Here is a 23,478-nt window from a genome sequence, read left to right on the forward strand (position 1 = left end):
CCCGGGGGGGAAGGCGGCGTCGTGGCGTTGTATCCGCTGCCAAGACAGCTTCCCGCGGAGGGGCTACGGAGCCGCTGCAGGAGCTTGCCGTGCAAGCGAATAGCGCCGCATTCCGGGAATTGGCTTGCAGGGCAAGCTCCTGCAGCAGCCTTTCAGCGAATGGTAAGGCTGCCGTGGATTGGGGGGGAAATGAAGCAGGCCGAGTGGCAACGTTCTCAGCAGGCGCGGGTGGAGTCATTACTTTCCGGCGTGCCGTTTTTCAATGAAGTATCCCGCGACGATGCCGACCAGCGAGCCTTGCTGCTGGCCGGGACCCGGATTCTTGAAGCCGCGCCGGGCGAGGTGGTGATTCGGGCCGGGGCCGAGGCCAGCGGGCTTTATTTTTTGCTGCGTGGAGAGCTGTGGGTGCTTGGCGAGGGCACGCCGCCACCCGTGGTGTACCGGGTGTCGCCGGGGGAGGTGTTTGGCGCTTTGTCCCTGCTGCTGGCGACGCCGCGCAGCGCCACCTTGAAGGTGGCGGAAAAAGTGGCGGAGGAAGACCAGGCGAAACCAGCGGTGCTGGCGCGCTTGTCGTTCGCCGATTTCGATGAGCCGCGGGTGGCGTTATTCAGTCTTGCAACCCGCCTGGCGCTGTTTCACATGCTGGTGCATCAGATTCGCTGGGCGGTGGAGGTGCAGCGCCTGGCGGCGCCGGACGCGGAACTGGAGGCGGCTCTGCGCAAGATCCCGGTTTATCAGGGCGAGAAGGGAACCGCGCAGGAACTGGCGGCACTGCGTGAACAGGCGCGGGCGCTGGCGGCGCTGTTATGCCGCTGGAACGATCACCCCCGTGCCGGGCCGGCGATGACGTGACGGCTCACCCCGGCCGGCTGCTGGCCGGGCGATCTGCACAAGGCGCGGATTGGTTGGGCTGGGCCGGTGCCGTCAGTCCGCTTTCTTGTCCTTGCGCTGGACTTTCACCGCCAGCACGTCGCAATGGGCTCCGGGCACCAGGCCGCGGGCGGTGGAGCCCAGCAGCAGAGCCAGGCCGCTGCGGGTGTGGCTGCCCACCACGATCAGATCCACGCCCAGCGCATCGGCCTTGTCGACGATGGTCTTTTCGATGGAACCCAGCTCAACGTGGATGCGATCCTCGCCGATCTGATACTGGCGAGCGTATTCCAGGGCGGTTTCGCGGGCCTGCTTGACCAGCCCGCTTTGCAGGTCGGTGACGTCCATGGGCACATCCGCGCCATAGGCCAGCGCCAGCGGCTCGATCACATGAATCAGATGCAACTCGCCGGTGGCATTACCTTCCAGCACCCCGGCGGCACGGCAGAGGATGTCGGCGGACTCGTCACTGCAATCGATGGCGACAAGAATTCTTTGATACGGAGCAGTCACGGCGGTCTCCCTCGAACGCTTTTCACCGAGTATAGCCCGCTCCCGGGAAGCGGTCGATTGATGCTGATCAAGGCCCGCCCGGCGGCCGATCCCGCCTGGGCCGGCACGGTTCTCCGAAGGCCATGGGCAGGCCCTCGGGGAGGCGTCAAAACGGGATTGTGCCACCCCGAAGCTTGACCGGACGTTAGCGCCGCTGTCTAAATAGGCGCCCCTGAGGACCCCGGAAACGGGGTCTGGACATCGTATCCGGCCTTCCCCGGCCAAGGCGAAGGCCGGATCGACCGACTTCTCGGTAATTCAGTTGTGGGTGACGAACGTAATGGGTAAGTCCCTGGTAATTGTGGAGTCGCCGGCCAAGGCGAAAACCATTAACCGCTATTTGGGCGATGACTTCATCGTCAAGTCCAGCGTGGGCCACGTGCGCGATCTGCCGGTCAGCGGCGGCGGCAAGAAGTCCACGCCCCAGGAACGGGCCAAGGAGGCGGCCTATACCCGTTCGCTGCCCAAGGAAGAACGCGAGGCTTATAAAAAGAAGAAAGCGCGGTCTCAACTGATCAACCGCATGGGGGTGGACCCGGAGCACGGTTGGAAGGCGCACTACGAGATCCTGCCCGGCAAGGAAAAGGTCATCGATGAACTCAAGCGTCTGGCCGCCAAGGCCGAGCGCATCTATCTCGCCACTGACTTGGACCGCGAAGGGGAGGCCATTGCTTGGCACCTGCGTGAGGTGATCGGCGGCGACGACGAGCGTTTCGACCGGGTGGTGTTCAACGAGATCACCAAGAAGGCGATCCAGGCCGCGTTCCAGGAACCGGGCAAGCTGGATATGAGCCGGGTGGAAGCCCAGCAGGCACGCCGTTTCCTCGATCGGGTGGTGGGGTTCATGATCTCACCGCTGCTGTGGGAAAAGATCGCCCGCGGCCTGTCCGCCGGCCGGGTTCAGTCGGTGGCGGTGGAGCTGGTGGTGGAGCGCGAGCGGGAAATCCGCGCCTTCACCCCGGAGGAGTTCTGGGAGCTGCACGCCGACACCCACGACAGCAAGCAGCAAGCGGACCAGCTGCGTCTGCAGGTGGCCCGTTACCAGGGTGAAAACTTCCGGCCGAACAACGGAGAGGACGCGGAGCGCCACCGCGAGGCACTGCGCCGCGCCGGCCAGCTGACCATCTCCCAGCGCGAGGAGCGGCCGACCCGGTCCAAACCCTCGGCGCCGTTCATTACCTCCACTCTGCAGCAGGCGGCGAGTACCCGTCTGGGCTTCGGGGTAAAGAAAACCATGATGATGGCCCAGCGCCTCTACGAGGCCGGCCATATCACCTACATGCGTACCGATTCCACCAACCTCAGCGCGGACGCGGTGACGGCGTGCCGGGCCTGGATCGATGACAAGCTGGGCGAGAAATATCTGCCGGCGAAACCGCTGTCCTATTCCAGCAAGGAAGGCGCCCAGGAGGCCCACGAGGCGATCCGGCCTTCCGACGTCAATCGCACCTCCGAGTCGCTCAAGGACATGGAGCGCGACGCCCAGCGCCTTTACGAGCTGATCCGCCGCCAGTTCATCGCCTGCCAGATGCCGCCGGCGGAATACCTGAGCACCACGCTGACCGCCGAGGCGGACGGCTATGAACTCAAGGCCAAGGGTCGCATCATGAAGTTCGACGGCTGGACCCGGATCCTGCCGCCGGCGGCGCGCAAGGGGCAGGAAGACACGGTCCTGCCGGATCTCAAGCAGGGCGACGTGCTGGTCATCGATGAGGTGGATGCCACCCAGCATTTCACCAAGCCGCCGGCCCGTTACACCGAGGCCAGTCTGGTCAAGGAATTGGAAAAGCGCGGTATTGGCCGGCCGTCCACCTACGCCTCGATCATTTCCACGATTCAGGATCGCGGTTATGTGCGGCAGGAAAACCGCCGCTTTTACGCGGAGAAGATGGGTGACATCGTCACCGATCGCCTGGTGGAAAGCTTCCCCAATCTGATGGATTACAACTTCACCGCGCGGATGGAGGAAACCCTCGACGAAATCGCCGAGGGCAAACGCCACTGGCGCGATGTGCTCAACGATTTCTACCAGGATTTTCAGGCCAAGCTGGAAGCCGCCCAAGGCGAGGGCAGTGGCAAGCAGGCCAAGGGCGGCATGCGCGCCAATCTGCCCACGGACACCGACATCGCCTGTCCCACCTGTGGCCGTCCGATGCAGATCCGTACCGGCTCCACCGGTGTCTTCCTGGGCTGCTCCGGTTATAGCCTGCCGCCCAAGGAGCGCTGTACCGCCACGCTCAATCTGCTTCCTGGCGAGGAGGCGGTGCGGGCCGACGATGATGAGGCGGAAACCCAGGAGCTGCGCCGCAAGAAGCGTTGCCCGAAATGCGGCACGGCGATGGAATCCTTCCTCATCGACGAGAAACGCAAGTTGCATGTCTGTGGTAACAACCCGGATTGCGACGGCTACGTGGTGGAGCAGGGCGAGTTCCGAATCAAGGGCTACGATGGCCCGACCCTGGAGTGTGAAAAGTGCGGTAGCGAGATGCAGCTGCGCACCGGCCGTTTCGGCAAGTTCTTCAAGTGCACCAACGATGACTGCGGCAACACCCGCAAGCTGCTGAAGAACGGCGAGCCGGCGCCGCCCCGCGCCGATCCGATCCCCATGCCGCATCTCAAGTGCGAAAAAGTGGATGATCATTACCTGCTGCGTGACGGTGCTTCCGGCCTGTTCCTGGCCGCCAGCAAGTTCCCCAAGAACCGGGAAACGCGGGCGCCGCTGGTGGAGGAGATCCAGTCCGTGGCGGAGCAACTGGATCCCAAACACCGTTACCTCGCGCAAGCCCCCGGCGAGGATTCCGAGGGCCGCAAGGCGATACTGCGCTACAGCCGCAAGGCCAAGGAGCAGTATGTGATGACCGAGGAAGAGGGTAAGCCCACCGGCTGGTACGCCTTCTACCGGGACGGCAAGTGGGAAGTGGAAGAAAAGAAAGCCGCACCGAAGAAAAAGGCGGCGGCGAAGAAGAAAACCGCCGCCAGAAAGAAGGCCGCCGCTCGCAGATCATGAAACAGCGCGGCCCTCTTCGCCAGCAAGCTGGCTTCCCACAGCGGCTTCGTCGTTCTCTTTGTGGGAAGCTGGCTTTAGCAGCGAATAGCCGGAGATAACCATGTCCCGAATGGTGCGGGAAAACGAAATCAGCGGTCTGCGTGAGCGGTTGTTTTTTGCCCGCGACCTGCTCAAGACACTGCGGGCCGAGGCCGGGAGTCCGATGGGGCACCGTCTGGCGCTGCGTGGCGCGGTGGTGTTTCATCTCTATTCGGTGCTGGTGGGTATGGCGCGGCAGTCCGCCAAGTCCTACCAAGTGCCCGGTTATGAGGACCTGATCAGCCTCGCTGCCCTGGAGCGAGCCTTCGCCGATAGCGACGTCCACGCCCCGGAAATGCAACTGCTGATCCAGGCGCGGCAGGATCGCTCCGATCCGGTATGCTGGCTGGATCTGGAGCTGCGCGCGGCGGTGGGCGCCGCCGGTCTGGCGCGCCGGGCCACGCCTCCCGGTGATACCAACGCCCTGGCTCTGCGCGCCGAGGATCCCTATGCGCCCTTGGCCGATGGTGATCTGGAGCGTTTGCAAGAGGCGGCCAATCGGGTGGAGGAACTGCTCGGTTTGTTCGGTACTTATATGGACGAATGGTAAGCGGGGAACGTCATGCTGTTACTGATCATCTTCGCCGCCGTCGCTTTGGGGTTTTCGTTCCTCTGCTCGATTCTGGAAGCCGCCCTGCTGTCCATCACGCCCAGCTACATCGCCGGTCTCAAGGACGACAAACCCAAGCTGTTTGAACGCCTGCGGCACCTCAAGGAGGATATCGACGACCCGCTGGCGGCCATTCTCACCCTCAATACCATCGCTCATACCGCCGGCGCCACCGGGGTCGGCGCCCAGGTGGCGGTGCTGTTCGGGGAAACCTGGCTGGGCGTGGCCTCGGCGGTCATGACCCTGGCCATCCTGATCGTCTCCGAGATTATTCCGAAGACCATCGGCGCCAAATTCTGGCGCGCCCTGGCGCCGCTACTGCCGCCAGTGCTCAATGTCATGATCTGGGTGCTCAAGCCGTTCGTGTGGTTATCGAAAATGATCACCCGGCAGATCGGTGATGGCGAGCCGGATACCGACATCCGGGCGGAGTTGAAGGCAATGGCGTCCATCGGCCACGAGCAGCAGGCGCTGGATGAGGGCGAGCGCCGGGTCATCGCCAATATTCTCAGTCTCCATGAAATCAGGGTCGACAAGGTGATGACCCCGCGCACGGTGGTGGAATCGCTGCGCCCGGAACAGACCGTGGCGGAAGTGCGCCATCACCTGGTGTCCACGCCTTTTTCCCGCTATCCGGTGCTGAATGACAAGGATGAAGCACTCGGCTATGTGCACAAAAGCGATCTGCTGGAAGTGGAGGATGAGCGCACCGTGGGTGAGCTGGCCCGTGCCATGGCCTTGTTCCGCACCGACACCAATATCGAGGTGGTGTTTGGTGAGATGCTGCGTGACCGGCAACACCTGGGCCTGGTCTACGACGACCTCGGGACCTGGGTGGGCTTGGTCACCATGGAAGACATCATTGAAACCATCCTCGGCCAGGAAATCATGGATGAAACCGATAATGTAGCCAATCTGCGCCACTATGCCCGCCAGCGCTGGAGCCGCAAACTCAAACGCAAGGGGGCCCCGGAATAACGGCGTCTGCTTGACGGTGATCGCCGCCAAACGTATGTTTCAAACGTTTGCTCCCAGCCTGGCAGGTTCCCCATGTCCCAATCCGATACCGTTCGCCGCATCCTCGATACGGCGGAAGTGCTGTTTGCCCAGAAGGGCTTCGCGGAAACCAGCCTGCGTGCCATTACCGGCAAGGCCGGTGTCAATCTGGCGGCGGTGAACTACCATTTCGGCTCGAAGGAAGCGCTGATCCAGGCGGTGTTCGAGCGCTATCTGACGCCGTTCTGCCAGGCATTGTCGGTGAAACTGCGGGAACTGGAGCTGGACGACGGCCCGCTCAGTCTGGAACGGCTGCTGACCGTGGCATCGCGGCTGGCATTGGGCTCCGGCACCGAGGAGCCGCGCCGTGCCATGGTCTTCTTTCGCCTCGCCGGCCAGGCCTACAGCCAGCCCCAGGATCATCTGCGCGCCTATCTGCGCAAGCACTACGGCGATGTCTTCAACCAGTTCACCACCTTGCTGCGCCGCACCGCGCCGGATGTGCCGCCGGTGGAGCTGTTCTGGCGCGTGCACTTCAGCCTTGGCGCGGTGATCTTCACGCTCTCCGGCATGGAATCCCTGCAGACGATCAGCAAGAAGGACTTCAACCGCTCGGTGTCCGCGAGCGACATCGCCCAGCACCTGCTGCCCTTCGTGGTTGGCGGGATAAAAGGCAACTGAAAAGACAGTTGATAGTTGACAGTTGATAGTTGACAGTTAAAACCGAAAATCAAAACAGTCTGATCTCTAGCCGCTGTGGGAGCTTGCTTGCAAGCGAATATCGCTAAACGTCCGAGCGAACCTCATTCGCTTGCAAGCAAGCTCCCACAGCGGCTGAAGATCACTGGTTTTTGTTTTTCGTCTTTCGCTGTCAACTGTCCACTATCAACTGTCAACTTTCCCTTGGTCCTATGCACATCACTATTTCCCTTGCCGATCAGACCCTGACCCTCGATGGCGCCGGCCAGCGTCGTTATCCGGTTTCCACCGCGGCGGTCGGTGCCGATGAGCGCAGCGGCAGTAACGGCACGCCCCGTGGGGAACATCTGGTGCGTGCCCGTATCGGCGAGGGGCTTCCCGTGGGCGCGGTGTTTCGCGGACGCCGCTTCAGCGGCGAGATCCTGACACCGGAACGGGCCGCGGCGGAACCGGAACGGGACTGGATTCTCAGCCGCATCCTCTGGCTCGGTGGTCTGGAAGCAGGTAAAAACCAGGGCGGCGACGTGGATAGTTTCCGGCGCTTTATTTATATTCACGGCACGCCGGACCACGAGCCCATGGGGCAGCCCGCCTCCCACGGTTGTATCCGCATGCGTAACGCCGACGTCATCGATTTGTTCGACCGCGTGCCCTTGGGGTGCGCGGTCTCCATCACCGAGTAATCACATGAATCAGGCCAATAACACCCAGCCTCTGCTGATGCTGGATCTGGAAGGCGTCGCGCTCACCAGTGAGGAGCGCGATTTACTCGTTCATCCCGCCGTTGGCGGGGTGATTTTGTTCAGCCGCAATTATCAGGACCCGCTACAAGTACGTGATCTGGTGGCGTCCATGCGGGCGCTGCGGCCGGAATTGCTGATCGCCGTGGACCAGGAAGGCGGGCGGGTGCAACGCCTGCGCGAGGGGTTTACCCGGTTGCCGGCCATGGGCACGCTGGGACGGCGTTATCAACAGGACCCCGGGGCCGGTCGTGAGGCAGCGGAGCTGCTCGGCGAGCTGATGGCGGACGAAGTCCGCGCCGTGGACATCGACATCAGCTTCGCGCCGGTGCTGGATCTGGATTATGGCCGCAGCACGGTGATCGGAAATCGTAGCTTCAGCGACAACGTCGACGTGCTGATCACCCTGGCGGATGCCTTTCTGGATGGTATGCAGCGGGCCGGCATGAGCGCCACCGGCAAGCACTTCCCCGGCCACGGTCACGTCCAGGCGGACTCCCACCTGGAATTACCCGAGGACCCGCGCTCGCTGTCCGAGATGGCCGCCGATCTGGCCCCGTTCCGGGCGCTGGCGCCGCGCCTGGACGGCATCATGCCGGCCCATGTGCGCTATCCGGCCATGGATGCCCAGCCCGCCGGATTTTCCCCCTATTGGTTGCAGAAGGTGCTGCGCGAGGAACTGGGCTTCCGCGGCGTGATCTTCTCTGATGATCTGACCATGGCCGGCGCCGCCGCCGCCGGCGATTACACGCAGCGGGCGGAGGCGGCGCTGAACGCCGGCTGCGACATGGTGCTGGTGTGCAACGATCGAGCCGGTGCCCTGGCGGTGCTGTCCTGGCTGGAACAGCAATCACTGCCGAAAGTGGTACCGGCCAGCGCCCTGCGGGCGCGCCCGCGCCGACCGATGAATCCGGTCCGCCGCCAGCGGGCCTGTGACCTTGCCGAACAATTGTCGGGAGAAAGCGCATGAATTGGGAGGCCCTGCTGAACTGGAAACTGTTGCTCCAGTGGCCCGGCCCGGAAACGCAGACGATCATCTGGCTGACGCAGGTGTTCGTGGTGGTATTTTGTACCGTATCGCTGAATTTCGTGATGATGCGGGTGCTGGACATCCTCACCGTGCTGGGTAACAAAACCGCCAGCAAATGGGATGACGTGCTGATTGAGGCCCTGCGCCTGCCGTTGCGGCTGGTGACCTGGGTGATCGGTTTGTCGGTGGCGGCGGAGATGCTCTACGACGTTTCCGAAAGCGCCTTGTTCGAGCATGTGGGCATGGTCCGCCGGGTGGCGTTCATCGCCATCATCGCCATGTTCGCCAACCGCCTGATCACCGGCGTCGAGCACAATCTGACCGATCCCGGGCGGATGAAGAAACCCATGGACACCACCACCGCGGCGGCGGTGTCCAAGTTGCTGCGAGTGTCGGTGATCATCACCTCCTTGCTGATCATCCTGCAGGCGCTGGGCTACAGCGTATCCGGGGTGCTCGCCTTCGGTGGTATCGGCGGCATGGCGGTGGCCTTCGCCGCCAAGGACCTGCTCGCCAACTTCTTCGGCGGCATGATGATTTACATGGACAAGCCCTTCAAAGTGGGGGAGTGGGTTCGCTCGCCGGACCGCACCATCGAAGGGACGGTGGAACACATCGGCTGGCGGCTGACCCGCATCCGCACCTTCGATCAGCGGCCGCTGTACATTCCCAACTCGTTGTTCACCACCATCGTGCTGGAGAATCCATCACGCATGTTCAACCGGCGGATCAATGAAAAAATCGGTATTCGCTATAACGACTGGCGCAAAATGCCGGCCATTGTCGCCGACGTCCGGCAAATGCTCATTGATCACGATGACATCGAAACCGACGCCCGCACCCTGATCGTTAATTTCGATACCTATGGGGCATCGCACATCGAGTTCTTTATCTACACCTTCACCAAGACCACCAACTGGGTGCGTTTCCATGAGATCAAGCAGGACGTGCTGATGAAGATCATGGAGATTGTCGAGCAGCATGGCGCCGAGTTCGCTTTCCCCACCCGTACTCTGCACATGGTCAGCGATGACGATCAACAGGACACCCCGCCGGCGCCAGCGGCCGAGGAGGCACAACATGCCCATCGCGGATGAGGTAAAACAGGAATTGATGCAGGTGCGCCGCGACGCGCGCCAGCTCTACTCCCAGGATCAGGTGGAAGCGGCCATCGGCAAACTGGCGATTCAGCTCACCGAGGACTACAGCGAGCGCTTCCCGCTGTTTGTCACCATCATGAACGGCGGCATGATCTTCGCCGGGCATTTACTCACGCGCCTGGATTTTCCGCTGGAAATGGACTATCTGCACGCTTCCCGCTATCTGGGTGACACCCGGGGCGGGGAGGTGGAGTGGATCGTCACTCCGGGTGCCAGCCTGTCCGGGCGAGACGTGATCATCCTCGACGATATTCTCGATGTCGGCTCCACCTTGTTGGCGATCGTCGATGCCTGCCACGCCCAGGGGGCCACCAGCGTGAAAACCTGCGTGCTGGTGGACAAGGTGCACGACCGCAAGGCGCGGCCGGGTCTGAAGGCTGATTACACCGCGCTGGAGGCCGAGGATTTTTACCTGTTCGGCATGGGCATGGACTACAAGGGCTATTGGCGCAACGCCCCCGGCATTTTCGCCGTGGAAGAATAGGGAAGCGAGATGCTGGCATTCATTGGCGGTACCGGTCTGACGCGCATGGACAACCTGCGCATTACCGGCAGCCAGACCCTGACCACCCGTTTCGGTGAGCCGTCGGCGCCGGTGGTGGAAGGACAACTCAACGGTCGCGAGGTGCTGTTCCTGGCCCGTCATGGCGATCCCCATGTGTTGCTGCCTCATCAGGTCAACTACCGGGCCAATATGGTGGCGCTGAAGGAAGCGGGCGCCAGCGCCATCGTCGCCGTCAACGCGGTGGGCGGGATCACCGACAAAGCGCCCACCGGCGCCCTGGTGCTGGCGGACCAGATCATCGACTACACCTACGGCCGTGACATGACGTTGTTCGACGATAAGGACGAGCCGCTGGTGCACGTGGATTTCAGTTGGCCGTTCGACGCCGCCTTGCGCGCCGCGCTCAAGGAGCGGCTCACCGTCAGCGGCCTGGCCTGGGCGGACGGCGGTTGCTATGGCGCCACTCAGGGGCCGAGGTTGGAAACCGCGGCGGAGATTTTGCGCATGGAGCGCGACGGCTGTGACGTGGTGGGCATGACCGGCATGCCGGAAGCGGTTCTGGCCCGGGAACTGGATATTCCCTATGCCATGCTGTCTCTGGTGGTGAACCCCGGTGCCGGCAAATCCGACCGGGAGATCACCATGGCCGAGATCGAAGCGGTGATCCACGACGGCATGGCCGGTGTATGCCGGGTGCTGGCGGATCTGGCGGGGCATTGGTAGGGAGCGGCCGCCGTCCTGCCAGCATCATCCTTGGCTGCTACGAAGCCGCTGTGGGAGCTTGCCTGCAAGCGAATATCGCAAACACCTGAGCCTATCCCATTCACTTGCAGGCAAGCTCCCACAGTAGGTCCACGGATCGTGATGTCCGAGTTTCTAACATGCGTTACTGGAACCAGAGCAATTTCGAGGGACTGAAGTCGATCGGTGAACAGTATGCCGGCTGCCCGGGAGTTCATCACCGGCGTGAGGAAACGTTTCCGCAAAAAGGGGAGCATCATGCAAAGTTCTCTGTTTGCCGATGACAGTGCGATTCCTTCGGAAGTACGGGCGGCCACACCGGAAGCGTCGCTGATCCCGCTGGCGGCGGCTTTGCCGGAGACGCTCAGAATGGGTACCTCGTCCTGGCACTATCCGGGCTGGGCCGGGCTGGTTTGGGACAAACTCTACAGCGAAGAGCAGTTGTCCCGCCGGGGACTGAGCGCTTATGCCAGACATCCCCTGTTTCGTGCCGTTGGTCTGGATCGCGGCTTTTATCGGCCGTTGAGCGTGGAGCAATACGCCGATCACGCGGCGCGGGTCCCCGATGATTTTCGTTTCGTGGTCAAGGCGCCGAGCCGGGTCACCGATCCTCTGCTGCGAGGCAGCGGGGGCAAGGGAGAGAGGATCAACCCTGACTTTCTGGATGCGGCGGCCGCCCGGGCCGAGTTGGTCGAACCGGCCGGAGCCGGCCTGGGGCCGAAGCTGGGGGCGTTGGTGTTTCAGATCAGCCCGTTACCCTCCCACTGGCTCACTGAAATGGAACGGCTGACCGAAGGGCTGCATGCGCTGTTGCGAAGCACCATGGCGCTCAAGGCCCGTTACCCGGAGGCGGTGGTGGCGGTGGAGGTGCGCGACCGGCAATGGCTGACCCCGGCCTTCGTGGACGCCCTTAAGGATACCGGCGCCACCTACTGCCTCGGTCTCCATGGCAAGATGCCGCCGATTGCCGAGCAACTGCCAATTCTGCGCGCGCTCTGGCCCGGCCCACTGGTATGTCGCTGGAACCTCAATCTGAAGCACGGCGCTTACGGCTATGAAAGGGCACGGGACCAGTATTCGCCGTTCGACAAACTGGTGGATCCGGACCCGGAAACCCGCGAGGCCCTGGCACAGGTGATCGCCGGTACCGTGGGCGCGGGGCAACCGGCTTATGTGACGCTCAGTAATAAAGCGGAAGGCTGTTCGCCATTATCCGTGGCGGCGCTGGCCGAGGCGGTGCGGGCCCGGGTCGGCCCCGCCTGATCCGGCGCCGAGAGCTATGGTGCCGGGGCATTTCCCAACGGATCTGCTAAGGTTCCACACCAGGACGTCGACAAAGGGATGTGATGAAAATGAGTGGAGCGGATATCGAAGCCCTGTGCCGGGCGTTCATAGCGGATGAAGATGAGGCGTTGCAGCAGGAGCGGCAAGGCCATTTCTGGCCGCAAAATCATCATTTATTGGGGCCCCATGCCGCCAAGCTGCCGGCCGCCCTGACGCCGGACCAGAGAACCCGTTTCTATTTTCATTATCTGCGCGTGGCGGGCGTCATCCCGGCGGTCTCCAACAAAGAACTGCCGTTGTTGCGCGACGCTTATCGGCAAGTGTTGCCGTTGCAGGATCGGGGCTACCCGATCAACAGCAGTGATCGGCATACCAACCTGCTGGTGTTCGGTTTCGATGACAACGGCCCTCTGCCCATCGGCGAAACGTCCACGGCGCGGGAGCTCAAGGCCCGCCTGAAGCTGGTGACCCAGTTGGGCAAGTACACCACGCTGCCCAATCAGCGGGCAAAGAAAGTGAAGTTCGCTCCCTTTGCCGAGGACGGCGAACGGATTTTGCAGCTGCTGCGTCATTTACGCTATCGCCATGACCGCCGCTACGGTGACGATCTTTACGACACCGTGAACCTGAGATTCTGGGGCATGGTATTGACCGCGTTGCTGAATCCGGAAGTGCGCACCGAGCTGGTCCGCGACATGCTGGACGGTGACATGGCGTTTCCCAACCGGGAGACTCACCTGGACATACTGCACAAGACGGTTCAGGCGGTACTGGAAGATTGCGCGCCGCGGGAGACGGAATTTCATCAATGGGCCGGGCGACTGGCCGAGGTCCACCGCGCACGCCGGGAAGCCACCGAAAGCGCAATGCTGGCACGTGCCTTGGGATTGCCGTTCGAGGCCGGGGAGGATTGGCAGGTGCGGATTCGCATCCCCCAGGAAGGCAATGACGGGCAGGGGTGGCAAGCCCCCAACCTGATGTTGAATCTGATGCCGGAACCGGACTGGGATTGGGAACTGCGTATCGAGGACGCCAAGGGCCGCCGTTTCGTGGAAGGCAGCAAAGGCCCGGTAAGAAATGACATGGGCATGGAAGGGCTTGGCAAGGGCAATCTGGGGCGTTTTCCGCGGTGGTTGCGGGCCTTGCGAGAGCAATACGGTATGGTTTATGACGTGCCGCGAGCGGACATCAGCGCGGGCCGCAAGCGTTCCGCCGGCCGTCTGATCCAGGATTGGCTGGAAGGGGACGGGTAAAGGCGGTCTCCGGCGGTAACCTGTTCCAGTTCCTGACCCGCTTCGGAGCACAGGGCTCTTATCCGTTTCATGCAGTCCGGTTCGTTGTTGAGGGTCTGGGCTATACGCTCGGTCCGATCGAGTGAGCCAGTCCGCGTTAAGCCGGAACAGGTCCCCGCTCTCCTGGGCGGCGTAAAAAGGGTCGGAAAGCGCCTCGAATCGGTGATCCCCAGGTACTCGGAAAACAGCGCGTTCAACACATCGATATTGGCGCCGATGATGTCGTCCGGATCGTCACTGCCCAGTACATCGGCGGGGAGCGGAATGGCGTCTTCGGGAGTGAGTAAGGTGCCGGTTGGCATGGCAACGGTATCGAGCTAGTTTGCCAGCGATTGCAGCAAGGCCGCCAGAAAGCGTGCCGCTTGGCCGCCGTTCAGGGCGCGGTGGTCGAAGGTCAGCGACAGCGGTAGTTGTTTGTCCTCGAACACCTCGCCGTTGTTGAATCCGGGCTGTGTGAAGGCCTTGCCGGCACCGACAATGGCCACTTGTGGTGGCACTACCACGGGCGTGGCGAAACGGCCACCGAGGGTGCCGAAGTTGCTCAGTGACAGCGTGGCCCCTTGCAGTTCCTTTGGCGGGATCCTGCGCTGCTCCACGTCGCGGCGCAGGCGGTCGAGGCCTTCGCGCAGGTCGCCGTCATCCCGGTTGGCGACGTCGCGCAGCACCGGCACGAACAGGCCGTCCGGGGTGTCCACGGCAATCCCCAGATCAATCTTTTCCACTTTGCGCATGCTCAGTTGATCGCCGTCGAACCAGGCATTGACCGTCGGTTCCGCCCGGCAGCCGGCGACGATGGCGTGGATCAGACGCAACATGATGTCGGTGCCGGCGCTCCAATGGCGGATGCTGACCTGATCGAACAGACTGACCGGCACCACCTGCTGGCCGGCGCTGGCCATGGTTTTGGCCATGCTGCGGGCGACCCCTTTGAGTGGCGTGCTGTCACCATGGCTTTGTTTCAGTCTGGCGTGCTGCTGCACATCGTTGAGCGTGATGGTGCCGCCCGGACCGCTGCCCTTGAGGCGCTCCAGATCCACGCCGAGATGTTGAGCCAGGGCGCGGATCGCCGGCGCCGCGCCAGGGCCGCCCTGGCTGCCGGCGGCGGCGCCGATGATAAAGTCATCACGGTCGCCGTCCTGTCCACTGGCCAGTTCACCCACCACGCTCTGGCTGGTGTCCTCCTCGCCCTCGAAGGCCAGCAGCGGCTCTCCGGTGTGCACCAGATCGCCTTCGGCGACGAAGCGGCGGGCGACGACACCGGCCTTGGGCGCCGGAATATCGACGATGGCCTTGGCCGTCTCCACGCTCAACAGCACCTGGTCCACGTTCACTTCATCGCCTTCCTTGACGTGCCATTCGATCACTTCCGCTTCCTGAAGGCCTTCGCCCAGGTCCGGCAGGGTGAAGTAGCTCATGGTGAGACTCCCGTTGGTCGTCGCCGGACGCTGGACGCCAAACGCTTTACATTCTTTTTAAAAGCGTCAGGCGTCTGGCATCTGGCTGTTCTTTTTAATACGCCAAAGTCCGTTTCGCCGCCGCCACGATTCGTTCCTCATCCGGCAGATAATGCTGCTCCAGTTGAAAATAAGGCATCGGGCAGTCATAGCCGGTAACCCGCTCCACCGGAGAGCGCAGATGCAGCAGCGCCTGGTTGGCGAGGGTGGCGGCGATTTCAGCACCCATGCCGCCGTGCCCGGGGGCTTCATGAACGATCACGGCACGGCCGGTGCGGCTTACTGATGCCACCAGGGTATCCCGGTCCAATGGGTTCAGACAGGCCACGTCGATCACTTCGGCGTTGATGCCTTCCGCCGCCAGTTGATCGGCGGCACCCAGGGTTTCGTGGATGGCCGCGCCCCAGCTGATCAGGGTGAGATCGTCGCCGGTGCGCAGGGTGAAACAGGTATCCAGCGGCAGGGGATCGCCGTCCGCCACCACCGGCAGCCGTTTCAGCCGGTACAGCCGCTTCGGTTCCAGGAAGATCACCGGGTCCGGACATTGGATGGCGGCCAGCAGCAGGCCGTGGGCGCGGGACGGCGAGGACGGCATCACCACACGCAGGCCGGGGATATGCGCGAACAGGGCCTCGGTGCTTTCACTGTGATGTTCCGGCGCGTGAATGCCGCCGCCGTAGGGCGCCCTTATCACCAGCGGACAACTGAGCCGGCCGCGAGTGCGGTTACGTAAACGGGCGGCGTGGCTGAGGATCTGTTCCAGGGCGGCGTAAATGAAACCCATGAACTGGATCTCCGCCACCGGTTTCAGCCCCTGGCTGGCCATGCCCACGGCCAGGCCGGCGATCAGATTTTCCGCCAGTGGCGTGTCCATCACCCGGCGGCAGCCGAATTGTTGCTTGAGGCCTTCGGTGGCGCGGAACACGCCACCGTTGGTGCCGATATCCTCGCCGAGCAGCACCACGCTGTCGTCCTCGGCCATGGCCCGGGTCAGAGCGCGGTTGACCGCTTCCAGCAGGTTCATCGGTACGGCGTGGGCGCCGTGAGTCTGTAGTTCAGCCATGACGCACCTCCTGGTCCACCACCGCCAGGGCGTTGCGCTGGTCGCGCAGGGCGGCGGGCAATTCCGCGTAAAGGTAATCGAGCATGTCGGTGGCCGGGGCGGGGGGCAGATTCAGATAGGTATCGATGGCCTCTTCCACGGTACGCTCGCACTGTTGCTGCCAGTCGGTTTCCCGCTGGGCATCCCACAGGCCGGCCTCGGCCAGGGTGTCGCGCAGGCGCCGCACCGGTTCGTTCTGCCAGGCCCGGTGCAGATCGCTGGCCTTGCGGTAGCGGCTGGCATCGTCGGCGGTGGTGTGATCGCTGAGCCGGTAGCTGATCGCTTCGATCAGAGTGGCGCCCTTGCCGGCACGGGCCCGCTCAAGGGCGTGGTCCAGTACTTCGAGCAGGGCGTCCAGGTCGTTGCCGTCCACCTGCACGCCGGGGATACCGGCGGCCACCGCCTTGTCGGCCAGACTGGCGCAGGCGGTCTGCAAGCCCCGGGGCACGGAGATGGCCCACTGATTGTTGTTGATCAGCACCACCAGCGGTAGCTGCCAGACGCCGGCCACGTTGAGCGCTTCGTAAAAATCACCCCGTGAGGTGGCGCCGTCGCCGCAGGTGGCGAGCACGGCGGCGTGCTCGTGGCGCAGCTTGGCGGCGCTGGCGATGCCGGCGGCCTGGGTCAACTGGGTGGCGATGGGCACGCAGTAGGGCAGGTCGCGGCGCGCGTCGCTGGCCGCGGGAAAAGCGTTGCCACGCTCGTCGCCGCCCCAGTACTGCAGGATTTGGTGCAGCGGCACGCCGCGCAGATAAAGCGTGGCGTGGTCGCGGTAGTAGGGCACGAAGTAATCGTCCCGGGTCAGCGCCAGCCCGGCGGCGGTGCCGATCGCTTCGGCGCCCAGGCAGGAGGCATAGGTGCCCAGCCGCCCGGTGCGTTGCAGGTTCACCGCTTTTTTATCGAAGTGACGGATCAATGCCATGGTCTTGTAGGCCGTCACCCGGCGGTTGTCATGGTCGGTTCTCATAACACCTCCTCAGGCCACGTTGCGGTGGCCATTGAGCCGTTGTTCCGCCAGATCGTCGGCGGTGGCACTGGTGGACCAGCCGGCCCGTTCCGCTTCGCGGAAGATCTGCGTCAGGGTGGTGCCGATGGCGAGCACCTGCTGGCGGATACGGGTCCGGCCGGCGCCGGCGTGCCCCAGCGCCAGCGCGATCAGGCCGCCGGCATTGGTGACGTAATCCGGCGCATAAAGGATGTCCCGCTGGCGCAGCCGTTCACCGTCCTCGTCCCCGGCCAGTTGATTATTGGCGCTGCCCGCCACCAGCGGCGCGCGCAGCCGGGCAATGGTGTCGCGGTTGAGCACGGCGCCGAGAGCGCAGGGCACGAAGCCGTCGCAGGGCACGTCGTAGATGGCGTCGGCGGGCACGATCCAGGCCCCCAGCCGGGCGGCCAGTTCGCCGGCCCGTTTGGCATCGGCATCGGCCAGGGTGAGGCGGGCGCCGGCCCGGGTCAGCAGCAGTGCCAGGCGGCTGCCCACGTGCCCCACGCCCTGCACGGCGAAGTGCAGGCCGCGCAGGCTGTCCCGGCCCAGCCGCTGGCGCACGCTGGCATCAAGGGCGGCGAACACGCCCAGGGCGGTGAGCGGTGAAGGGTCCAGGCCGTCGCCGCTGTAGCCCCAGACATGACGGGTGGCACGGGCCACCTGGTCCAGATCCTCAAGGCGGGTGCCAGCGTCCACCGCGGTGGTGTAGCGGCCATTGAGGCTGTCCACGGCGCGGCCGAAGGCCCGGTACAGGGCGCCCCGGTCATAGCCGTCCGGCGGTTCCAGAATCACCGCCTTGCCGCCGCCCAGGGGCAGCCCGGCAAGGGCGGCCTTGTAGCTCATGCCTCGGGCCAGGCGGGTGACGTCTTCTAGCGCGGCGTCCTCGTCGTCGTAGCGCAGGCAGCGGCAGCCGCCGACGGCGGGACCCAGTTGGGTGGAGTGAATGGCGATAAGGGCACGCAGCCCGGAGTGCGGATCACGATGCAGGTGCAGCTCGGCAACGTTGGTCCGTTCGAGGTTAGCGAACATGGCAACGCTCTCCTTGTCGTCCCGGGGGCCGGTAAGCCCGCTGTGGGCGGTTCCGGGGCCGGATCACGGCCCCTTTGCTTAAATCATAGCGCGGGTTTGGGGAGGGTGCTTGGATCGATTGGTTATATGGTGGAGACGGGTTAGTGGGGTTGGGTATGAAGGGGCGACTCGCGCGCGACAAGAGACATGCCGTGGTCATTCGCTGCCTTGGCAGCGAACAGGGCACTGATTCGTGGTTCCGGGTTTTTAGCGTGTTGCGTGTCAGCGCGATCCGTGCTCTGGCACCCCCGCCGGCATCCCGCTATGCTGCGCGGCTTCGATGAAGGAGGGCGTAACGGCATGGCGGAACAGTACGACGTGGTGATCATCGGTGCCGGTGCCGCCGGGCTGATGTGCGCCGCCACCGCCGGCTATGGGGGCGCCTCGGTGCTGGTGCTGGATCATGCCAACAAGCCCGGCAAGAAGATTCTCATGTCCGGCGGCGGGCGCTGTAATTTCACCAATCTCAACACCACGCCGGCCCATTTCGTTTCCGCCAATCCGCACTTCTGCAAATCCGCGTTGAGCCGCTATACGCCCTGGCATTTCGTCGAGCTGGTGGAGCGGCACGGCATCGAGTATGTGGAAAAAGCGCCAGGGCAGTTGTTCTGTGCCGACTCCAGTAAAGCGATCGTGGAGATGCTGCTCACCGAATGCGAATGGGCTGGCGCCAGAATCCGGTTGAACACGACGGTAACGCACATCAATGATCAGCCGGTGGGTAAACCGGGAACGGGGCGAGCGGAAGGAGGCTTCACGCTGCGCACCAACGATGGCGCGGTGCGCGCCAGCAAGCTGATCATCGCCAGTGGCGGGCTTTCCATTCCCACCATGGGGGCAAGCCCGTTCGGGTATAAAGTGGCGGAACAGTTCGGTCTGAACGTGTTGCCGACCCGCGCCGCGCTGGTGCCGTTCACGCTGCAACCCGCGGACAAGGCATGGCTGGCGGAACTCAGCGGCGTCAGCGCCGAGGTTCGCGCGGAAGCCGGGGGCCGGTCTTTCTCCGAGCCCATGTTGATCACGCACCGGGGCTTGTCCGGGCCGGCCATGCTGCAGGTGTCCGCGTTCTGGCAAGCGGGCGCCGACGTTACCGTGGACTGGTTGCCGATGCTGGCGGAGCCTTACGCGGCTCTGCTGGAAGAGCGCAAGCAACATCCCAACGGCACCGTGGAGCGCTGGTTACGCTCGTTCTTTTCCCAGCGTTTGGCGGCGGCTCTGGTGGCGCGGTTCGATTGGCAAGGCCCGCTGCAGCACCAGAGCAACGAACGCCTGGCCAGCATCGCCGCCGTGCTCAAGGGCTGGCGTTTCAAACCCTCCGGCACCGAAGGCTACCGCACCGCCGAAGTCACCCTCGGCGGTGTCGATACCGACGCCGTCTCCTCCAAAGCCTTCGACGTCAAAACCGTTCCCGGTCTGTACTTCATCGGCGAAGTGCTCGACGTCACCGGCCAGCTCGGTGGTTTCAATTTCCAATGGGCCTGGGCCAGCGCGGTGGCGGCGGGAACGGCAGTTAATAGTGGATAGTGAACAGGGAACAGGGAACAGGGACGCGAGATAGAGCAGAGTGATTGGAAGACAGTGAGGCCGCGCTCAGGAGTTGGGCGCGGCCTCACTGTTTTTAAAGAAAGTGTTTTCAAAGAAAGTACGATGCTTAACGTCAGTGTGGCTAATTTGCAAAACCTCCCTGCAAATCCGCAACGCCGTTTTTTCCCTATTCACTGTTAACTATTCACTATTCCTTGCCTTTTTTTCACGGCGCTTTCCCATTCCCCGCCAAATGCGCCAGCAGCTGTTCCACCAGTTCGACCCGTTCATCGGCGGTTTCCGACGGCAATTGGAAGCGCAGGGTGTGGGCGCCTTCCAGGCGGTAGCGGTTGGGGGCGTTCTGCATCAGTTTGACCACGGTGAGCGGGTCCACCGGGGTGCGTTCGGCGAATTCCAGTTTGCCGGCGGCGGCGTTGGCGTCCACCCGGGTGATGGCCAGCGCTTCCGCCTGTTGCCGCAAAGCGGTGACCTTGAACAGGGTTTTCACCGGTTCCGGCAGCAGGCCGAAACGGTCGATCATTTCCACCTGCAATTCCCGTAACTGGTCGCCGGTTTTGCAGCCGGCGATGCGTTTGTACAGGGTCAGGCGGGTGAACACGTCCGGCAGGTAGTCTTCCGGGATCAGGGCGGGAACCCGCAGGTTGACTTCCGGGCCGCCGGACAACGGTTTGGCGGTGTCCGGTTGCTCACCACGTTTGAGCGCTTCCACCGCCTGCTCCAGCATTTCCATGTAGAGCGTGAAACCAATGGTTTCCATGTTGCCGTGCTGTTCTTCTCCGAGCAGCTCGCCGGCGCCGCGGATTTCCAGATCCTGGCTGGCGAGCACGAAGCCGGCACCCAGGTCGGTGGCTTGTTCGATGGCTTCCAGCCGTTTCAGCGCGTCCTTGGTCATCGCCTTGGGGGAAGGCGTGACCAGGTAGGCGTAAGCCTGGTGGTGGCTGCGGCCGACCCGTCCCCGCAGTTGGTGCAACTGCGCCAGGCCGAGTTTGTCGGCGCGCTCGATGATGATGGTGTTGGCGCTGGGTACGTCGATGCCGGTTTCAATGATGGTGGTGCACACCAGCACGTTGAAACGGCGATGGTAGAAGTCGCCCATTACCGCTTCCAGTTCCCGTTCGCGCATCTGGCCGTGGGCGATGCCGACCCGAGCGTCCGGCACCAGCGCTTGGATCTGTTCGGCGGCGCGGCTCATGGTGTCGATGTCGTTGTGCAGGTAGTAGACCTGACCGCCACGCAGCAACTCCCGCAGGATGGCTTCCTTGAGGGCGGTGTCGTCCCGTTGCCGCACGAAGGTTTTCACCGACAGGCGCCGCTGCGGCGGCGTGGCGATGATGGAAATGTCGCGCATGCCGCTGAGCGCCATGTTCAGGGTGCGCGGAATCGGTGTGGCGGTGAGGGTGAGGATGTCGCACTCGGCGCGCATTTCCTTGAGCCGCTCTTTGTGGCGCACGCCAAAACGGTGTTCCTCGTCGACAATGATCAGGCCCAGGTCCTTGAAACTGACATTCTCTTGCAGCAACTGGTGGGTGCCGACGACGATATCCACCTTGCCCTCGGCAAGCCGTGTCAGCACCTGGCTTTTGTCCTTGGCGCTGCGGAAACGGGACAGCACTTCGATCTGCACCGGCCAGTCGGCGAAACGGTCGACGAAGGATTCATAGTGCTGCTGGGCGAGCAGGGTGGTGGGGACCAGTACCGCTACCTGGGTGCCGTTCTGGACCGCCACGAAAGCAGCGCGCATGGCCACCTCGGTTTTGCCGAAACCAACATCGCCACAGACCAGGCGGTCCATGGGTTTTTGCCGTTGCATGTCGGCGATCACCGCGTTGATGGCGTTTTCCTGGTCCGGGGTTTCCTCGAACGGGAAGCCGCTGGCGAAGCGCTGATAATCCTCTTGTTCCAGCGGGAAAGCCCGGCCTTCGCGGGCTTCGCGACGGGCATAGGTGTTGAGCAGCTCCGCCGCCACATCGTTGATTTTTTCCGCGGCTTTTTGCCGCGCCTTGCTCCATTGCTCGCTGCCCAGACGATTCAGCGGTGGGTGTTCGCCGCCGCCGTAGCGGCTGATCAGATGCAGCGAGGACACTGGCACATAGAGCTTGTCACCACCGGCGTATTCCAGCAGCAGGAATTCATGGGGCTGATGATCCACGGTCATGTGCACCAGGCCCTGATAGCGGCCGACGCCGTGGTCCAGGTGCACCACCGGGGCGCCAATGGTGAGCTCGCCCAGGGAGCGGACCGCCAGATCCTGGCCGCTGTCCTCGCTGGTGCGGCGCCGCCGCCGTTGCATGATCCGCTCGCCGTACAGTTCGCTTTCGCTGACCACCAGCAAATCGTGGTCCGGCGCGTAAAAGCCGGCGTCCAACTCGCCCCGGGTCAGATTCCAGCGCTCGGGGGCGTCGAGGAAGTCCCGCCAGCCTTCTTTCAGTGCCGGCTGGATCGAGACCTTTTGCATCAGTTCGAGCAGTGCCTCGCGGCGCCCGGCGGTTTCCGCGACCACCAGGATGCGGGTGTCCGGGTGAGCATCGGAGAAGGTATGCAAGGGCGCCAGTACATTGCCGCTGCGCGGGTCGGCGGCAAGCCGGGGTGAGGGCGCCAGGTTGAACGTCAGCGCCTGTTCGGAGTCGCGCACCCGGGCCCGGGGCAGGGTTTTCCAGGCGCCGGCCAACTCGTCCGGGCGCAGGAACAGGCTGTGCGGCGGCAGCACCGGCCGGCGGATGTCGTGGCGGCGGGATTCATAGCGCTGATTGACTTCGTCCCAGAAGTGGTTGGCGGCCTCTTCGCATTCGGCCAGTTCCACCACCCGGGCGTTGGCCGGCAGATAGTCGAACAAAGTGGCCAGTTGCTCGAAGAACAGCGGCAGGTAGTACTCCAGCCCCGGGCTGGCGATGCCTTCGGACACTTCTTCATAGAGCGGGACCTTTCTTGGCTCCACGTCGAAGGTTTCCCGGAAGGCACCGCGGAAATGGCGGATGCCGTCCTGACTGAGCGGGTACTCCGCCGCCGGCAGCAGATTGATTTCCTGGACCTGGCCGGTGGAGCGCTGGCTCTCCGGGTCGAACAGACGCAGGGATTCGATGTCCTGGTCGAACAGTTCCACCCGGAACGGTTGTGTCGCGCCCATGGGGAAGATATCCATGATGGCGCCCCGCACGGCGAACTCGCCGTGTTCGTAGACGTTGTCGCGCTGCCGGTAGCCGCAGGCCACCAACTGCTGGCGGGTGGCTTCCATGTCGAAGGTGTCGTTGACCTTGAGCTGGAAATGATTGCCATTGATATGGATCGGCGGCGCCAGCCGCTGCATCAGCGTGTTCACCGGCACCACCAGGACGCCACCGCGGGCCTGACCGAGCCAGTGCAGCGCCTGGATGCGGTCGCTGACAATGTCCTGGTGGGGACTGAACAGATCGTAGGGCAGGGTTTCCCAGTCCGGAAACAGCCGCACCGGCACTTCCCGGTCCGCCAGATAAAAGGACAGGGAATCCGCCAGTTGCTGGGCACGGTTGCTGGACGGCGCGGCCACCAGCAGCAGGCCCTCATCACGGCGGGCCAGTTCCGCCAGTACCGCCGCCAGACCGCCGGCGCCGGGATCGCGCCAGTCGCGGTAGTGTTCACGTCCGGTGGAAAACAGGGAAGAATCGGGTAACAGGGTCATCAAAGGTCTCCAGCGCGGGCGCATTGTAGCAGGGGCAGGGGGGTCGGACGAAGCCACTGAGGGAGCTTGCCTGCAAGCGAATTGGGTTCCTGGACCAAAAGATTC

At 63.5% G+C, this 23,478-nt stretch carries 19 protein-coding genes; 13 read left to right on the plus strand and 6 right to left on the minus strand.

Features of this window, described 5'->3' with window-relative positions; genetic code table 11:
- Positions 1–189 precede the first annotated feature (189 nt).
- Positions 190–852, plus strand: coding sequence for a cyclic nucleotide-binding domain-containing protein (locus CRO06_RS05600; protein ID WP_080530829.1), 663 nt, complete (start codon positions 190–192; stop codon positions 850–852).
- Positions 853–924: 72 nt separating this feature from the next.
- Here CRO06_RS05600 and CRO06_RS05605 read toward each other — a convergent pair whose 3' ends face one another.
- A complete protein-coding gene (locus CRO06_RS05605) occupies positions 925–1,383 on the minus strand; it encodes a universal stress protein (protein WP_022994439.1) in 459 nt (152 codons plus the stop codon).
- A 319-nt stretch (positions 1,384–1,702) separates the two neighbouring features.
- On the opposite strand from CRO06_RS05605, the gene topA reads away from it, so the two are divergent.
- The 11 genes from topA (at position 1,703) to CRO06_RS05660 (ending at position 13,525) form a co-directional block, all read left to right on the plus strand.
- Complete coding sequence (topA, locus tag CRO06_RS05610; RefSeq protein ID WP_022994440.1) at positions 1,703–4,429, plus strand: type I DNA topoisomerase; 2,727 nt, start codon at positions 1,703–1,705, stop codon at positions 4,427–4,429.
- A gap of 100 nt (positions 4,430–4,529) precedes the next feature.
- Complete coding sequence (locus CRO06_RS05615; protein WP_097057948.1) at positions 4,530–5,057, plus strand: hypothetical protein; 528 nt, start codon at positions 4,530–4,532, stop codon at positions 5,055–5,057.
- 12 nt (positions 5,058–5,069) lie between these two features.
- Entirely contained in the window at positions 5,070–6,095 is a 1,026-nt protein-coding gene (locus CRO06_RS05620; RefSeq protein ID WP_022994442.1) for a CNNM domain-containing protein, read from the plus strand.
- A 72-nt stretch (positions 6,096–6,167) separates the two neighbouring features.
- Positions 6,168–6,794 (plus strand): TetR/AcrR family transcriptional regulator, encoded by a 627-nt coding sequence (locus CRO06_RS05625; RefSeq protein ID WP_022994443.1) that lies wholly within the window; start codon positions 6,168–6,170, stop codon positions 6,792–6,794.
- Between the two features lie 230 nt (positions 6,795–7,024).
- Positions 7,025–7,495 carry a L,D-transpeptidase gene (locus CRO06_RS05630; RefSeq protein WP_022994444.1) on the plus strand — a complete coding sequence of 157 codons (471 nt, stop codon included), beginning with the start codon at positions 7,025–7,027 and terminating at the stop codon, positions 7,493–7,495.
- A 4-nt stretch (positions 7,496–7,499) separates the two neighbouring features.
- Positions 7,500–8,522 carry a beta-N-acetylhexosaminidase gene (gene nagZ / locus CRO06_RS05635; protein WP_055100746.1) on the plus strand — a complete coding sequence of 341 codons (1,023 nt, stop codon included), beginning with the start codon at positions 7,500–7,502 and terminating at the stop codon, positions 8,520–8,522.
- Positions 8,519–9,679 (plus strand): mechanosensitive ion channel family protein, encoded by a 1,161-nt coding sequence (locus CRO06_RS05640; protein ID WP_022994446.1) that lies wholly within the window; start codon positions 8,519–8,521, stop codon positions 9,677–9,679. The genes nagZ and CRO06_RS05640 overlap by 4 nt, the downstream gene beginning before the upstream one ends.
- Entirely contained in the window at positions 9,663–10,226 is a 564-nt protein-coding gene (locus CRO06_RS05645) for a hypoxanthine-guanine phosphoribosyltransferase (RefSeq protein WP_097057949.1), read from the plus strand. Before CRO06_RS05640 ends, CRO06_RS05645 begins: the two co-directional genes overlap by 17 nt.
- Positions 10,227–10,235: 9 nt before the next feature.
- A complete protein-coding gene (locus CRO06_RS05650; protein ID WP_097057950.1) occupies positions 10,236–10,970 on the plus strand; it encodes an S-methyl-5'-thioinosine phosphorylase in 735 nt (244 codons plus the stop codon).
- A gap of 276 nt (positions 10,971–11,246) precedes the next feature.
- Positions 11,247–12,251 carry a DUF72 domain-containing protein gene (locus CRO06_RS05655; protein ID WP_097057968.1) on the plus strand — a complete coding sequence of 335 codons (1,005 nt, stop codon included), beginning with the start codon at positions 11,247–11,249 and terminating at the stop codon, positions 12,249–12,251.
- An 89-nt stretch (positions 12,252–12,340) separates the two neighbouring features.
- On the plus strand, positions 12,341–13,525 hold the full coding sequence (locus CRO06_RS05660; protein ID WP_143247722.1) for a hypothetical protein: 1,185 nt from the start codon (positions 12,341–12,343) through the stop codon (positions 13,523–13,525).
- 356 nt (positions 13,526–13,881) lie between these two features.
- Here the strand turns inward: CRO06_RS05660 and CRO06_RS05665 are convergent, their stop codons facing one another.
- The 4 genes from CRO06_RS05665 to CRO06_RS05680 form a co-directional block, all read right to left on the minus strand.
- Entirely contained in the window at positions 13,882–14,979 is a 1,098-nt protein-coding gene (locus CRO06_RS05665; RefSeq protein WP_097057952.1) for a dihydrolipoamide acetyltransferase family protein, read from the minus strand.
- A gap of 94 nt (positions 14,980–15,073) precedes the next feature.
- Complete coding sequence (locus tag CRO06_RS05670; protein WP_022994452.1) at positions 15,074–16,081, minus strand: alpha-ketoacid dehydrogenase subunit beta; 1,008 nt, start codon at positions 16,079–16,081, stop codon at positions 15,074–15,076.
- Complete coding sequence (gene pdhA / locus CRO06_RS05675; protein ID WP_055100750.1) at positions 16,074–17,087, minus strand: pyruvate dehydrogenase (acetyl-transferring) E1 component subunit alpha; 1,014 nt, start codon at positions 17,085–17,087, stop codon at positions 16,074–16,076. The genes CRO06_RS05670 and pdhA overlap by 8 nt, the downstream gene beginning before the upstream one ends.
- 9 nt (positions 17,088–17,096) lie before the next feature.
- Positions 17,097–18,134, minus strand: a complete 1,038-nt coding sequence (locus tag CRO06_RS05680; RefSeq protein ID WP_055100751.1) for a Leu/Phe/Val dehydrogenase — start codon at positions 18,132–18,134, stop codon at positions 17,097–17,099.
- 339 nt (positions 18,135–18,473) lie between these two features.
- Between CRO06_RS05680 and CRO06_RS05685 the strand changes: the two genes are divergently transcribed.
- Positions 18,474–19,697 carry a BaiN/RdsA family NAD(P)/FAD-dependent oxidoreductase gene (locus CRO06_RS05685; RefSeq protein ID WP_244902777.1) on the plus strand — a complete coding sequence of 408 codons (1,224 nt, stop codon included), beginning with the start codon at positions 18,474–18,476 and terminating at the stop codon, positions 19,695–19,697.
- A gap of 226 nt (positions 19,698–19,923) precedes the next feature.
- Here CRO06_RS05685 and mfd read toward each other — a convergent pair whose 3' ends face one another.
- Complete coding sequence (gene mfd / locus CRO06_RS05690; RefSeq protein ID WP_097057954.1) at positions 19,924–23,373, minus strand: transcription-repair coupling factor; 3,450 nt, start codon at positions 23,371–23,373, stop codon at positions 19,924–19,926.
- Positions 23,374–23,478 lie beyond the last annotated feature (105 nt).

This window comes from Alloalcanivorax xenomutans, from assembly GCF_900217905.1.
GTDB lineage: Bacteria > Pseudomonadota > Gammaproteobacteria > Pseudomonadales > Alcanivoracaceae > Alloalcanivorax > Alloalcanivorax xenomutans.